The 13,725-nt window shown below is 64.5% G+C and carries 15 protein-coding genes; 5 read left to right on the forward strand and 10 right to left on the reverse strand.

The window, feature by feature from the left end; genetic code table 11:
• Positions 1 to 61 precede the first annotated feature (61 nt).
• From ACIP1G_RS11315 to ACIP1G_RS11325, 3 genes are all read right to left on the reverse strand, one after another.
• Complete coding sequence (locus ACIP1G_RS11315; protein ID WP_400736658.1) at positions 62 to 1,039, reverse strand: L,D-transpeptidase family protein; 978 nt, start codon at positions 1,037 to 1,039, stop codon at positions 62 to 64.
• A 113-nt stretch (positions 1,040 to 1,152) separates the two neighbouring features.
• On the reverse strand, positions 1,153 to 1,443 hold the full coding sequence (locus ACIP1G_RS11320; RefSeq protein WP_110745001.1) for a hypothetical protein: 291 nt from the start codon (positions 1,441 to 1,443) through the stop codon (positions 1,153 to 1,155).
• Between the two features lie 58 nt (positions 1,444 to 1,501).
• Positions 1,502 to 2,107 carry an arylesterase gene (locus ACIP1G_RS11325; protein WP_400736661.1) on the reverse strand — a complete coding sequence of 202 codons (606 nt, stop codon included), beginning with the start codon at positions 2,105 to 2,107 and terminating at the stop codon, positions 1,502 to 1,504.
• A 10-nt stretch (positions 2,108 to 2,117) separates the two neighbouring features.
• Here ACIP1G_RS11325 and ACIP1G_RS11330 point away from each other — a divergent pair, with 10 nt between their 5' ends.
• Together ACIP1G_RS11330 and ACIP1G_RS11335 are read left to right on the forward strand one after the other, a co-directional pair.
• Positions 2,118 to 2,801 carry an ABC transporter ATP-binding protein gene (locus ACIP1G_RS11330; protein WP_400736664.1) on the forward strand — a complete coding sequence of 228 codons (684 nt, stop codon included), beginning with the start codon at positions 2,118 to 2,120 and terminating at the stop codon, positions 2,799 to 2,801.
• Positions 2,801 to 5,308 carry an ABC transporter permease gene (locus ACIP1G_RS11335; RefSeq protein ID WP_400736666.1) on the forward strand — a complete coding sequence of 836 codons (2,508 nt, stop codon included), beginning with the start codon at positions 2,801 to 2,803 and terminating at the stop codon, positions 5,306 to 5,308. The genes ACIP1G_RS11330 and ACIP1G_RS11335 overlap by 1 nt, the downstream gene beginning before the upstream one ends.
• Before the next feature lie 139 nt (positions 5,309 to 5,447).
• Here ACIP1G_RS11335 and greB read toward each other — a convergent pair whose 3' ends face one another.
• The 4 genes from greB to ACIP1G_RS11355 all read right to left on the reverse strand — a co-directional run bounded on the left by greB (position 5,448) and on the right by ACIP1G_RS11355 (position 8,410).
• Complete coding sequence (gene greB, locus ACIP1G_RS11340) at positions 5,448 to 5,921, reverse strand: transcription elongation factor GreB (RefSeq protein ID WP_400736668.1); 474 nt, start codon at positions 5,919 to 5,921, stop codon at positions 5,448 to 5,450.
• Positions 5,922 to 5,930: 9 nt separating this feature from the next.
• Positions 5,931 to 6,239 (reverse strand): hypothetical protein, encoded by a 309-nt coding sequence (locus tag ACIP1G_RS11345; RefSeq protein ID WP_400736671.1) that lies wholly within the window; start codon positions 6,237 to 6,239, stop codon positions 5,931 to 5,933.
• A 213-nt stretch (positions 6,240 to 6,452) separates the two neighbouring features.
• Positions 6,453 to 6,890, reverse strand: coding sequence for a DoxX family protein (locus tag ACIP1G_RS11350; protein ID WP_019097176.1), 438 nt, complete (start codon positions 6,888 to 6,890; stop codon positions 6,453 to 6,455).
• 113 nt (positions 6,891 to 7,003) lie between these two features.
• Positions 7,004 to 8,410 carry a transglycosylase SLT domain-containing protein gene (locus ACIP1G_RS11355; protein ID WP_400736674.1) on the reverse strand — a complete coding sequence of 469 codons (1,407 nt, stop codon included), beginning with the start codon at positions 8,408 to 8,410 and terminating at the stop codon, positions 7,004 to 7,006.
• 158 nt (positions 8,411 to 8,568) lie between these two features.
• Here ACIP1G_RS11355 and ACIP1G_RS11360 point away from each other — a divergent pair, with 158 nt between their 5' ends.
• The 3 genes from ACIP1G_RS11360 (at position 8,569) to ACIP1G_RS11370 (ending at position 11,529) form a co-directional block, all read left to right on the forward strand.
• The gene (locus ACIP1G_RS11360; protein ID WP_400736676.1) at positions 8,569 to 9,363 is read left to right on the forward strand and encodes a TatD family hydrolase; all 795 of its coding nucleotides are present in this window, start codon (positions 8,569 to 8,571) and stop codon (positions 9,361 to 9,363) included.
• A 243-nt stretch (positions 9,364 to 9,606) separates the two neighbouring features.
• Entirely contained in the window at positions 9,607 to 11,085 is a 1,479-nt protein-coding gene (locus ACIP1G_RS11365) for a methyl-accepting chemotaxis protein (RefSeq protein WP_400736678.1), read from the forward strand.
• A gap of 75 nt (positions 11,086 to 11,160) precedes the next feature.
• A complete protein-coding gene (locus ACIP1G_RS11370) occupies positions 11,161 to 11,529 on the forward strand; it encodes an Mpo1-like protein (protein ID WP_400736681.1) in 369 nt (122 codons plus the stop codon).
• Between the two features lie 157 nt (positions 11,530 to 11,686).
• Here ACIP1G_RS11370 and ACIP1G_RS11375 read toward each other — a convergent pair whose 3' ends face one another.
• The 3 genes from ACIP1G_RS11375 to ACIP1G_RS11385 form a co-directional block, all read right to left on the reverse strand.
• Positions 11,687 to 12,484 carry an acyl-CoA thioesterase gene (locus ACIP1G_RS11375; RefSeq protein ID WP_400736683.1) on the reverse strand — a complete coding sequence of 266 codons (798 nt, stop codon included), beginning with the start codon at positions 12,482 to 12,484 and terminating at the stop codon, positions 11,687 to 11,689.
• Between the two features lie 77 nt (positions 12,485 to 12,561).
• Complete coding sequence (locus tag ACIP1G_RS11380) at positions 12,562 to 13,341, reverse strand: CHAD domain-containing protein (RefSeq protein WP_400736686.1); 780 nt, start codon at positions 13,339 to 13,341, stop codon at positions 12,562 to 12,564.
• Positions 13,342 to 13,355: 14 nt separating this feature from the next.
• Positions 13,356 to 13,634, reverse strand: coding sequence for a hypothetical protein (locus ACIP1G_RS11385; protein ID WP_346642943.1), 279 nt, complete (start codon positions 13,632 to 13,634; stop codon positions 13,356 to 13,358).
• Between the last annotated feature and the right edge of the window lie 91 nt (positions 13,635 to 13,725).

A 13,725-nucleotide genomic window follows, 5' to 3' on the forward strand; every position in this document is an offset into this window, starting at 1 on the left:
ACGCGCCAGACAGAAACAAAAAGGCCTGCACTAAGGCAGGCCTGGGTGTGTCGCTATCAGCTTACTGCAGTTCGGGCGGAATGCTCGTAACCATCGGTGCGCCACCCTGGTTTTCGGCTGGTACGGCAATCTCTACCGGCATGCCATCTTCTGCGGCGACCACGTCACGCACCATGTCCCAGTTCATGCGCAGGTTATTGGCCAGGTCTTCCCGCTTGAGCAAGGCGTTGATAACCGCAGTGTGTTTATCGACCACCGACGGATTACCCTGGTCGTCCAGCGGCGTGTGCGCCTCCAGATAGACCTTGCCGCCACTGATGCCGAACTTGTAAGGCTCGTTGATGATGCGCACCGGGGTACCCACCGGCACCATCTTCGACAGTTCCAGCACGTTGTTGTTGAGCATGCGGAAGCAACCGTGGCTGGTACGCATGCCAATACCGAACTTCTTGTTCGAACCGTGGATCAGGTAGCCCGGCACACCCAGGGTGAACTTGAACGGGCCCAGCGGGTTGTCCGGGCCGGCCGGCACCACGGCCGGCAGGATGTCACCGTCCGCCGCGTGCTCTTTGCGGATCGAAGCGGGCGGGGTCCAGGTCGGGTTCGGGGTCTTGGCGGTGATCTTGGTGTTGGCGATCGGCGAACCCCAGCCTTCACGACCAATACCCAGCGGGAAGGTGTGCACCACGTTCTGCCCTTTCGGGAAGTAGTACAGGCGGTACTCGGCCAGGTTGATGACGACACCTTCTCGCGGGCCCGGCGGCAGGATGTAACGGGTCGGCAGGATGATTTCGGTGCCGGCACCTGGCAGCCAAGGGTCGACGCCCGGGTTGGCGGCAATCATTTCCAGGTAGCCGAGGTCGTTGGCAGTGCCGATATCGGCGAACGTATCCTCGTATTTTGCCTTGATCGCATGCACCTGGCCGACGATGTCTTCACCAGGCGGTGGCAGTGGCAGCTCCAGCGCAGTAGCGGGGCCCGCTACCAGCAGGGCGGCCAGGGACAGGCTACGGGTGACGGCAGGAAAGCGCGGCAACATCCGGTAAATCCTTCGAAAGGTGGGTCAAGAGGAACGATTGTACACCCGCGCCGATGCAAGCGGGAGGCATTGGCGCCATGCAAGCGTTTCAGATGATGAAAGGTGCCTTGTGTTCAGCTGCCGTGCAGCTCCGGCCACACCGGGCGCATGCCCCGCCGCTGGGCATCGAGGATGGCGCGGCACAGGTCACACAAGCGGCCGTCGCGGTAGATCGAACGCGGCACCCCCGACCAACGAGGTTGCGCCGGCAACAGGCCGCCGCACAGGGTACGGTCGACCGGCACGCCCAGCTCAAGCTGGCGGGCCACCAGGTGGACGCGGATTTCCTGGCAAGCGAACAGGTCGAGCTGCTCATCGGGCTCGATCAGTTGATAGGCGTACAGGGACCAGGCAGGGCGCGGCATCGGGGGCACTCGAAACGGGGGGCGCAACATTAGCCGAAAGCCGTCCCCGTTTAAAGCGTCACAGCAAGGGTTTTATCGCCGGCCAGGCATTTTCCAGCAAGCGCTGCTGGGCGCCCTGCGCTGGGTGGATACCATCAGCCTGCATCAGTTCAGGCACGCCCCCTACCCCTTCGAGGAAAAACGGCACCAAAGGCACCTGTTTGTCCGCCGCCAGCTTTACATACACCTGGGCGAAGGCGCTGGTGTAGCGCACGCCGTAATTTGGCGGCAGGCGCATGCCCAATAGCAGTACCTTGGCGCCGGCCTTGCGCGCGCTTTCGATCATCGAGGCAAGATTTTGTTGCAATTGCGCTGGCGGCTGCCCGCGCAGGCCATCGTTGCCGCCCAGCTCCAGCACCACCACGCTTGGCTTGTGCTCTGCAAGCAGCGCCGGCAGCCGCGCCTGGCCACCTGCACTGGTGTCGCCACTGATCGAGGCATTGACCACTTTGTCATCGAAACCTTCATCCCTGAGGCGGGTCTGCAACAAAGACACCCAGCCTTGGCGGCTATCCAGGCCAAAACCGGCGCTGATACTATCGCCGACAACCAGCAGTGTTCCCGCCGCCGCGCTCTGGGCCAGGCAATACAGGGCCAGACCGGCACTCAACCACCACACTCGCATTGGATTCTCCATGGGCCCCAGCATTCTCGTTGCGCAGAACCTTAGCAAAGTGGTCCCCAGCGCGGAAGGTGACCTGGCCATCCTGCACGCGCTCTCCCTCGACCTGGCCCAAGGCGACAGCCTGGCCATCGTCGGCGCCTCGGGCTCGGGCAAGTCGACCCTGCTTGGCCTGCTCGCCGGCCTCGACCGGCCCAGCGCTGGCAAGGTCATCCTCGCCGGCCACGACCTGGGGCCACTGGACGAGGACCAGCGCGCCAGGGTGCGCGCCGAACATGTGGGCTTCGTGTTCCAGTCGTTCCAGCTGCTCGACAGCCTCAACGCCCTTGAAAATGTCATGTTGCCACTGGAACTGGACGGCCGCCGCGATGCGCGCGAACACGCCCGCACCTTGTTGGAGCGGGTCGGCCTGGGCAAACGCCTGAGCCACACGCCACGCCAGTTGTCGGGGGGCGAGCAGCAGCGGGTGGCCATCGCCCGCGCCTTCGCTGCACAACCGGCAGTGCTGTTCGCCGACGAACCCACAGGCAACCTCGATAGCCACACCGGCGAGCGCATCAGCGACCTGCTGTTCGAGCTGAACAAGGAGCGCGGCACCACGCTGGTGCTGGTCACCCACGACGAACGCCTGGCCCGGCGCTGCCGGCGCCAGATCCGCCTGGACGCGGGCCGCCTGGTGGCGCCGATGGAGGCCTGATGACCCACATGCCGTTGTCCCGCCTGTGCGGCCTGGCCCTGCGCCAGTTGCTGCGCGACATTCGCGCCAGTGAAGTGCGCGTGCTGTTCTTCGCCCTGCTGGTGGCGGTAGCGGCCAGCACCGCCATCGGCTATTTCGGTGCCCGCCTCAACGGCGCCATGCAACTGCGTGCCAGCGAGTTCCTGGGCGCCGACTTGGTACTGCAAGGCAGCGCCCCGGCCCGCGAGCAGCAGGTCGACGCCGGCACTGCGCTGGGTTTGCGCCATGCGCAGGTGGTCGAGTTCACCAGCGTGGTGGGCGGCGACAAGGGTATTCAGCTGTCCAGCGTCAAGGCTGCCGACAGCGCTTACCCATTGCGCGGGCAAGTGCGCAGTGCCCCGGCGCCTTATGCCGAAGAAACGCCTGGCGGCGGCCCGGCGCCAGGCGAGGCGTGGGTCGAACCGCGCCTGCTGGCCGCATTGGGGCTGGCGGTTGGCGACAGCATCGACGTGGGCATGAAAACCCTGCGCACGAGCCGCGTACTCACCTATGAGCCAGACCGCGCCAACAACTTCTATAGCCTTACTCCGCGGGTGATGATGAACCTGGCCGACCTGCAAGCCACCGGCGTAATCCAGCCGGGCAGCCGGGTCACCTATCGCGACCTGTGGCGCGGTGATGCCGAGGCGCTGGCCAAATACCGCCAGACTGTAGAAAAAGACCTGGCCGCCAACCAACGGCTGCGCGACACCCGCGATGGCAACCAGCAGATCGGCGGCGCCTTGGGCAAGGCCGAACGCTACCTGAACATGGCAAGCCTGGTGGCGGTGTTGCTGGCCGGGGTGGCGGTGGCCTTGTCGGCCAGCCGCTATGCTGCACGGCGCCTGGATGCCAGCGCCCTGTTGCGTTGCCTGGGCCTGTCGCGCCGCCAGGCATTGGGCCTGTATTGCCTGCAGTTGGCCATGCTCGGCCTGGTCGCCGCCCTGGCCGGCGCCCTGCTCGGCTGGCTGGCCCAGCTGGGCCTGTTCCGCTTGCTGCATGGCTTGCTGCCAAGCGAGGTGCCGGCCGGCGGCATCGTCCCGGCCCTGGCCGGCATCGCTACCGGGCTGGTTGCCTTGGCCGGCTTCGCCCTGCCACCGATTGCCGCCCTGGGCCAGGTGCCGCCATTGCGGGTGCTGCGCCGTGACCTGCTGCCGATCCCCCCCAGCAGCTGGATGGTGTACGGCGCGGCCCTGCTCGCCCTGGGCCTGATCATGTGGCGCCTGAGCCTCGACCTGCTACTCACCTTCGCCCTGCTGGGCGGCGGCCTGGTTGCCGCGCTGCTGCTCGGTGGCTTGCTGTTGCTCGGCTTGCGCAGCCTGCGCCAGCTGCTGGCCGGGGCGCCACTGACCTGGCGCCTGGGGCTGGGCCAACTGCTGCGCCACCCCATGGCGGCGGCCGGCCAGGCCCTGGCCTTCGGCCTGATACTGCTGGCCATGGCTCTGGTCGCCCTGCTGCGTGCGGAGTTGCTCGACACTTGGCAGGCGCAGTTGCCCAAGGATGCGCCCAACCATTTCGCCCTGAACATCCTGCCGGATGACCGTGAACCGTTCACCCAGCGCCTGCACCAGGTCAACGCCGCATCGGCACCGCTGTATCCGGTAACGCCCGGGCGCCTGGTGCAAATCAACGATCAACCGGTGCAGCAGATTGTCAGCAAGGACTCAGCAGGCGAACGCGCCGTGCAGCGCGACCTCAGCCTGACCTGGGCCGCCGAACTGCCCGAAGGCAACGTGCTGACGGCAGGCAGCTGGTGGCAGGCCTTGCCAGCCGACAATGAAATCCCCGGTGTGTCGGTGGAGACGCAACTGGCCAGCAGCCTGAAACTGCAAATGGGCGACCTGCTGACTTTCGACATTGGCGGCCAGCAGCGCAAGGCGCGGGTCAGCAGCGTGCGCAGTGTGCACTGGGACAGCTTCCAGCCAAACTTTTACATGATCTTCCAGCCCGGCACGCTGCAAGGGCTGCCGACCACCTACCTGACCAGCTTCTACCTGGCACCGGGGCATGACCTGGATGTAGTGGCGCTATCCCGGGCGTTCCCGGCAGTGACCATTCTGCAGGTGGATGCGCTGCTCGATCAGCTGCGCAGCATCCTCGCCCAGGTCACCCTGGCGGTGGAGTATGTGCTGCTGTTCGTGCTGGCGGCGGGGCTTGCGGTGCTGTTCGCCGGCTTGCAGGCAACCCTGGACGAGCGCATTCGCCAAGGTGCCTTGCTGCGTGCGCTGGGGGCGGCGCGGCCATTGCTGGTCAAGGCGCGGCGTATCGAGTTCGGTTTGCTGGGTGCGGCCAGCGGGCTATTGGCGGCAGTGGGCTGCGAGCTGATCACCCTGGTGCTGTACCGCTATGCCTTCGATTTGCAATGGAGCCCGCACCCATGGCTGCTGATGCTGCCGCTGGCGGGGGCGCTGCTGGTGGGTGGCGCGGGGGTATTGGGGACGCGGCGGGCGTTGAATGCCAGCCCGTTGGCGGTGTTGCGCGAAAGCTGAGGGTTACCTGTGCGGGCCTCTTCGCGGCGGTTCGACGCCTCGATGAACCCGCTCCCACAGGTGCTGCATTATCCTTGAAGGTTGTGCAACTCCTGTGGGAGGGGTTACCCGCGAAGAGGCCCGCACAGGCAACATCAATTCACTGGCCGTAGGTGATGCTGTTCACATACCAGGTCGCGTCACCGGTAGGCGTGTGCACCAACACCTCATCGCCCTCCTCCTTCTTCAGCAAGGCACGGGCCATGGGCGAATCGATCGAGATGTAGTCATTGCGCCCATAGATCTCGTCATAACCAACGATGCGAAACTTCATGGTCTCGCCCTCATCGTTCTCGATCTCGACCCAGGCACCGAAAAACACCTTGCCCTCCTGCTGCGGCGAGTAAGCCACCACCTTCACGTCCTCAAGACGCTTGCGCAGGTACCGCACCCGGCGGTCGATCTCCCGCAGCAGCTTCTTGTTGTACTGGTAGTCGGCATTTTCGCTGCGGTCACCCAGCGACGCCGCCCAGGCAACCTTCTGGGTGATTTCCGGGCGATACACCCGCCACAGGTGGTCCAGTTCTTTCTTCAGCGCCTCGTGGCCTTCCGTGGTGATGATGTTGGTGCTCAAAAGCGCTCCTCAGCGGCGGGTAATCAGCCCTTGGCGGGCGATGCGGGTGAGGTGGCCGATGACTTCAGCGGCCTCTTCCGGCGCCGGCGCCTGGATTACGGCCAGGTCAAAACGGTCATTGCCGTATTGCCCGAGGTGGCAGCCGGTATAGGCGAACTGGATCAGAAACGCACGCGCCTGGCCCTTGCGCCGGGACAGGCCTTCGAGGTGTCGCAAAAGAGTGGGCTGATGCTGGCCGCCGAGCAGAATGCGCGGTGTGCGGGACGCCTGGCTGGCAGGCAAAGGGCTCAAACAGACACTGGTACGTGGGCAACTCATGGAGTTTCTCTCCGCCTCGCGAATCCCGCTGGGCAGCGGTGGGAGGCGTCACCGAACCAGCGCTTTAGCGGTATTTCGGATGGCCCGGAGGTGGGGCTTTCCTGCGCCCCGCAAGTAGCTGTTTAAATCGGCGCAGGCGGTATGCTAGAGCTACAAGCGGCAAGATACAAGCCTCAATCAGTATGAGGCCTGTATCTTGCCAGTGGCGGCGTATCAGCGAGCGATCAGGCGGTCCAGCGAGAAGCGGCCAGCACCTTCGATCATTACCGCAACGGTGCCAGCCAGCAGCGCCAGGGCAAACTCGTAGCCGTTGTTGGACATGAACAGGCCATTGCCGATGTGCACAGAGAAGATTGCCACCACCAGGGTAACGGTCAGCGCCAGGGCCGCCGGGCGGGCCAGCAGGCCGATCACCAGGGCCAGGCCACCGAAGAATTCGGCGCTGCCGGACAGCAGCGCCATCAGGTAACCGGGGGCCAGGCCGATGCTTTCCATCCACTGGCCGGTGCCTTCCAGGCCATAGCCGCCGAACAGGCCGAACAGTTTTTGTGCGCCGTGCGCCATGAAGATGATGCCAACCAGGATGCGGATAACGCTGAGGCCAGCGCCAGCACGGGTGGAGAACAGGGCGTTGAGGGTAGTGTTGTTCATGTCGAAGCGTCCTTGAAGCGAAGAAGTTGTGTTGGGATGGGCGTCATCATAATCAATTCAATAGATATGAAAATCGCAAAAAACCCAACATAACTATCGACAAAATAGATTTGTCAGCGCTTTGCTACTCGCTCCAGCACGGCACGCTCGCGGTTGAACGCCAAATAGTACTTGTTGACGCTGTTGACGAAGTTGACCGGCCCCATGCCCACCTGCTCCATGGCAATGCGTTCGGTCTGGAAAAACCACTGGTTACCGTTCAGCCCGCGCCGCCGGGCTTCGGCGCGCATGGCCTGGACCCGCTCGGGGCCCAGATTGTAGGCCGCGAGCACAAAGGCCATGCGCTCACGCTCGTTGATCTTGGCACTGGCAAAGAACTTGCGCCGGATCAGCGCCAGGTAGCGGGCGCTAGCCTGAACATTGCCATCCACCGTGGCGGTGTTGCTCACCCCTACGCGCTGGGCCGCCGAAGGGGTGATCTGCATCAGGCCATGGGCGCCTCCAGTGCCTCGCGCAGCCGGGTTGAGCGTGGACTCCTTGAAGGCCAACGCGGCCAGGTTGAGCCAATCGATCTGCTGCGCCTGCGCGTGCTTCTGCAGCACCGCCCGCAGCGAGGTCAAGCGCTGGCGGTCCTTGCTGGCCAACGGGTTGTGCACCCGGTACTGGCGGCGGTAGATGCGCTCGAACGCGGCATCCTGGTTGTCCGGCGCACGGTAGCCCTGCAAAAAGCGATCAACCGTAGCCAGTAATTGCGGTGCATTACGCCCCACATACCAGCGCATGGCTTGTGGCGCCCCCAGGTGTACGCGGCTATCCAGGCGCAGGCGCGGCATCACCCGAGCCCAGCGCCGGGCAATCGGCTGCTCGACCACCGTCAGGTGATAGATGCCGGCCTGGACCATTTCCAGCACATCCTCCACCGCCAGCGTCGAGTCCACCCATTCCACCTTGATCGGCGCCCGCTTGCGCAGTGCCAGTTGCTGGTTGACCTGCTGGATCAGCGGGCCGGCGGCACTGGCGCTGGTCAAGGCTACGGTGCGCCCAGACAGCTGTTCGACATGGCTGAAGCTGCGCTCACCTTTGCGCCCCACCAACAACAGCGGCACCTGGTCGAGTATTGGCGCACTGCTGCTGACACCGCGCACCAGGCTCGGATCGAGCAACTCGCCCGGCGCGGCCAGGTCACCCTCACCGCGTGCCAAGGCGCCCAGCAGCTGCTCCTTGGCGCGCGGAATCAGCTTTAGCTGGACCTGCTGGCCATCGCCGGCGCGGGCGTTTAGGTAATGCTCCAGTGCGCGCAGGCGATAGTACTCGATGCCGACGGGCTCGCCCTTGACTTCACCGGAGCTGTTGCGGCTCTGATTGACCAGCACCCGCAGCACCTTGCTGGTGCGAATCTGTTGCAGGTCTCGCACCTTGGCGGGGGGAATGTTCTGCTGTGGCCCCGGCAGGCGCGCGTGGGCCGGGCCCGCCATGGCCAGCCCAAGCGACAGCAGGAAGATAAGCCAGCATCGCAGCATGCGAAAACGTGTCCGTGGTCGGTGGCCGGCATCCATGGGGTTGCACCGCCAAGTGAGAAATGACGGTAAAAGACCACGGCAACAGCATGAAGTTCTTGGTTTTTTCAGAAAAACGCGGTTTTTGCTATGCTGGCCGCCCCGCGGCACGAGTCAACACCATGCAACTGATCGATATTGGCGTCAACCTGACCAACAGCAGTTTCCACGACCAGCAGGCGGCAATCGTCGAGCGTGCCCTTGAGGCTGGGGTCACGCAAATGGTGCTTACTGGCACCAGCCTGGCAGTCAGCGAACAGGCGCTGGAGCTTTGCCAACAGCTCGATGCGAGCGGCGCGCACCTGTTTGCCACGGCGGGTGTACACCCCCACGATGCCAAGGCTTGGGATACCGGCAGCGAGCGCCAGTTGCGCCAGTTGCTTAATGAGCCGCGTGTACGCGCGGTAGGCGAATGCGGCCTGGACTTCAACCGCGACTTCTCCCCTCGCCCGCTGCAGGAAAAAGCCCTGGAAGCCCAGCTGGCCCTGGCCGCCGAGCTGCGCCTGCCAGTGTTCCTGCATGAACGCGATGCCAGCGAACGCCTGCTGGCGATCCTCAAGGATTACCGCGACCACCTGACCGGTGCGGTAGTGCACTGCTTTACCGGCGAGCGCGACGCGCTGTTCGCCTACCTGGACATGGACCTGCACATCGGCATTACCGGCTGGATCTGCGACGAGCGCCGCGGAACGCACCTGCATCCGCTGGTGGGCAACATCGCCGAAGGGCGGCTGATGCTGGAGAGCGATGCGCCCTACCTGCTGCCGCGCAGCCTGCGGCCCAAGCCAAAGAACGGGCGCAACGAGCCGGCGTTCCTGCCGGAGGTGTTGCGCGAGGTGGCCTTGCATCGGGGGGAGTCGATCGAGCACACCGCAGCCCATACCACGGCGACAGCGCGGGCGTTTTTCCAACTCTGAAGCTGACACCATCCCTGTAGGAGCGGCTTTAGCCGCGAATCAGGCGCCGCGATAGATGGCACCGGCTGCGCCGGTGTTCGCGGCTAAAGCCGCTCCTACAGGGATTTGCGCAAGCCGTTGGATATCGCGCATGAAACACGGCGGATCTTTCTTGATACATATCAAGAAAGAACCTGGCTTGGGCAGGCACAATGATGGCACCTTGCCAATATTGTTTCCGCTCAACTCAGAGAAGACCTGCCCATGGGTGCCTGGCTTAGCAATGTTTCCCTGAAGTACAAGTTCTGGGCCGTCAATGCGGTGGCCTTTGTCACGACCCTGCTGCTGGTGCTCTACGCCGTGCACCTGGAGCAACGCGCCCGCGCCGAGGCGGCGCAGGCCCAGGCAGCGGCACAAGCCCAGCTGCTGGCCGCCTGGCCAGCCGGGCAGCCGCTGCCCCGCCCGGCCAACATCATCAGCTGGTCGGCCGGGCAAACGCCTACCTTCGCGGGTGAACCGCTCGAAGCCCTGCGCAACGCCCAGGGCTGGGTCGAACTGCCTGCCGCCCGGATCCTCGGCAACAACCCGTTACATGGCGCACAGGTGCTGCGCAGCGGCGACCAGCAAGTGGCGGTACTGGCCCAGTCGCCAAGCCTGCGCCAGGTGTTCTTCGACCGCTTCAGCAATTACGCGGTTTGCGTGCTGATCCTGATGCTGGCCATGCTCGGGGCGTCGCAACTGCTGATCCGCTTCTTGCTCAGCCAGCTCAACACCCTCAAGGACGTGATGCTGCACGTGGAAAAAACCGGCGACCTGGCTGCCCGCGTGCCGCTGGCCTGTGGTGACGAGGTCGGGCAGATGGCCGGGGCCTTCAACGCCATGCAGGCAACCTACCACCGCGTGGTCAGCACCGTCGCCCACACTGCCGCAAAACTGGACTCGGGCGCCGCGCGCCTGGCCGCCAGCATGAGTGACGTGCGCCACGGCATGCTCGGCCAGCAGAGCGAGACCGACCAGGCCGCCACCGCCATCAACGAAATGTCGGCGACCGTGTATCACATTGCCCAGCATGCCGGCGCCACCCGCGACCTGTCACAAACCGCCGACAACCTGGCCGGCAGCGGCAAAGAAGTCGTCAGCCGGGTGCAGGACTCGATTTCCGGGCTGTCCAGCGGCGTGCAGCAAACTGCCGAGATGATTCGTCAGCTGGCCGAAGACAGCCAGAAAATCAACGGCGTGGTCAGTGTGATCCACAGCATCGCCGAACAGACCAACCTGCTGGCACTCAACGCGGCCATCGAAGCGGCCCGCGCCGGCGACCTGGGCCGCGGCTTTGCCGTGGTGGCCGATGAGGTGCGCAACCTGGCCAAGCGCGTACAAACCTCCACCGACGAGATCACCACCATGGTCTCGGCCCTGCAATCGGGCACCCGCGATGCGGTGGAATTCATGCAAGAAAGCTCTTACAAGGCCGACGATTGCGTCCGGCAGGCCCAGGAAGCCGGTGAAGCACTGGCCGAAATTACCGGCGCCGTGGCGCAGATGCGCGAAAGCAACACCCAGATTGCCGTAGCTGCCGAGCAGCAAAGCCAGGTAGCCGAGGAGATGAACCGCGCCGTGGTGAGCATCCGCGATGTGACCGAACAGACTGTGCAACAGACGGTGGGCTCGGCCACCACCAGCAGCGAACTGGCGACCCTGGCTGGCGAACTGAACAAAGCCATTGGCCAGCTCAAGCTATAGTCGCCATAGCCAGCCTCGATTGGCCCCTGCCCGGGGGCCGCACTAAGCTTGGGGCATGACGATGAGGAAATGCCCATGAGCAAACGCCTGCCCAACCTGCCCGCCTGGCAATGGCGCGGCTACCACCATAACCATCGCCACCCGACCAACCTGGTGCTGCACCTGATCGCCGTGCCGTTGTTCATTCTGGGTGCGCTGCTGATTCTATCCGGCTTGTTCGGCCTGGACCTGGGCCAGATAGCGATCGGCATCATTGCCTTGATCGCCGGCCTGGGCCTGCAGCGCCATGGCCACCGCCTGGAGGCCGCACAGCCCGAGCCGTTCGCCAACCGCCAGGATGCCGTGCAGCGCCTGCTGACCGAGCAGTTCATCACCTTCCCGCGCTTTGTGCTGAGCGGGGCCTGGTGGAAGGCCTGGCGGGAGCGGCATAAGCATCGCCATTGATCCTATGATCATGCGCAATCCCTGTAGGAGCGGCCTTGCGTCGCGATAGGGCTGCACAGCAGCCCCACGATTGCAGCTTCGCAGTAAAGATTGCCGGGGCCGCTTTGCGGCCCTATCGCGACACAAGGCCGCTCCTACAGGGGATTGTGTCTGCCTGTTAAGCAAACACGGTCACAGTCTGTCGGCTCAAGGCCAGTAGCTCGCCGTCCGCCGTCCACAGTGCTGCAGCCGCATGCCCATAGCCATCCCGCGCATGCTCCGTCTCCACGCAATACCGGCACCAGTCCAGCGTCGACAACTTCGCCGTGGGCTGGATGAATTCGATGGTCCAGGTCAGCGTACTGCCGGCAGCGGGCTGCTTGAGAAACGGCATCAAGCTTGGCGGCCAGGCGTCGACCAAGGCCAACAAGTGCGCCTCGGTAACCTGCTCTTCGGCCACATCACGCAACCGCACCCAGCCACCCATCTTGCGCGACTGATTACCACTGAACGGCAACCCACCCACCGCCCAGCGCAAGGCCACATGCCGCATGAACTCAGGCGTGACACCTTTGATGTAGGGCAGCTCAGGGGCCGCGTCTTCAAGCGCTTTCATTTCCATGGCCGGTAACGCTGGCACCTCGACCACCGAAGGACGACCGGCGCCGAAATTACCCTGCACCAGGGTCACCACCTGGCCATCCTGAATGGCGCGCCCCAACAGGGTGCTGACCGCCTTGCCTTCGCGCAGCACCTCCACTTCAAAGCGGATGGGCACATCTGCCGCTGCCGGCGCCACGAAGCTGATGGCCAGCGAGCGCACAGGGCGGCTGTCGGAGAGTTTCAGGCGCATGGCCTCGTACACCATGGCCGCCATCAGCCCGCCAAAGGCGGCACGGCCCTGGGCCCAGCTGGGCGGGACACTGACGCCGTCCGGGTTGGCCCGTACGGCGTCAAGCAGTTGGTTGAAATTCATTGGCCGGCTCCTGCCTACAGCGAAAAAGGTCTGCCCATCCTAGCCAGCAAACCGCAGGCGATCAGCCCGCATATCGGTCATTGTTCGGGCTTGTGCCGCGCCAACGCCTGCTGCAGGGCATCCAGCGTCACATCTGACTGGCGCTCGGCTTCGTGCAGTTCCTGCTCCCAGGCCACTTTGCACGGTGCCAGGTCGGCATGCTCGCGCACCTGCAGCAGCCACTGCAGACGGTCGTGCCAATCGCCCAGGTCGCCCTGCGCCTTTTTCAGCAAGCGCTGCAGCTTTTTGCCAGCATGGTCGAGTTGCGGGTAAGCCTCATCGCCGTACCGCGCACGCTTGATCAGCAAGCGCAAGCGATGACGATCGTGAGCAGGGTCCTGCAGCGCTTTATATAGCTTGCGCCACTGTTTGACCAAACGCTTGTCGATGCGCTTTTCCAGCGCCTTGACCAGGCCTTCGCGGCCCGCCGCCCGCAGGAACAGCGGGAACGCGTCGACAATCGCCAGCACCCGGGTCAGCTGTGGGCTGGCTGCGACGCTGGCAAAGGTCCTGCCACGCCCTTCCAGGCGCCGCTGCCCGGCTGCGGCATAACCGCGTCCGATCAGTTCGGCCGCCAACACCTCGCGGTCACGCAACGGCGTGGTCAAGGTACCCAGCGCGCTGGCGGCATCCTCCAGCTGCTCCACCCCAGGCAGCCCGCGCAGTGGCCGCAGCAGGCTGCGCAGGCGCCGCAAGGTGGTGCGCAGGTCGTGCAAGGCTTCGCTGTCGGTATCGGCAGCCAGGCGCTCACGGCAGGCCAGCAGGCGCACCTGCAAGGCCAGGAGCTGGGCAACCACATGATCGAGCATGGCAGACATGAGACGCTCCTTGGTCAGCGCCCGGCGCGAGACTCACGAATGTAGAAGCGCGCCTTTTCGGCTTTGTTGGTACAGCTTTCATACCCTTCGAACTGCTGCTGGGTCTTGGCCCCGGTCAGCAGCGACAAGGCTTTGGAGTAACTCACGGCACCGGCAAAGCCTTCGGCCTTGGCCAGGTCCAGCTCCTTCCAGGCGGCATCCAGCTGGGTTGCGCAGCTGTCACGGTAGGCCGTCTTGCCTGCACAGCCCGCAAGGGCCAAGGCAATCAGTGGAAGGCAGATCCAGGCTTTCATGGGTAGTTCCTCAATGGAAAAAACGGTGGCTGTTCGACGCCCCGGCAGCTGAAAAGTGCCCTGCCCGGCCAGCGTTGCCCAGCCAGCTTTA

The organism is Pseudomonas sp. NPDC089392, assembly GCF_044749595.1.
Classification (GTDB): domain Bacteria; phylum Pseudomonadota; class Gammaproteobacteria; order Pseudomonadales; family Pseudomonadaceae; genus Aquipseudomonas.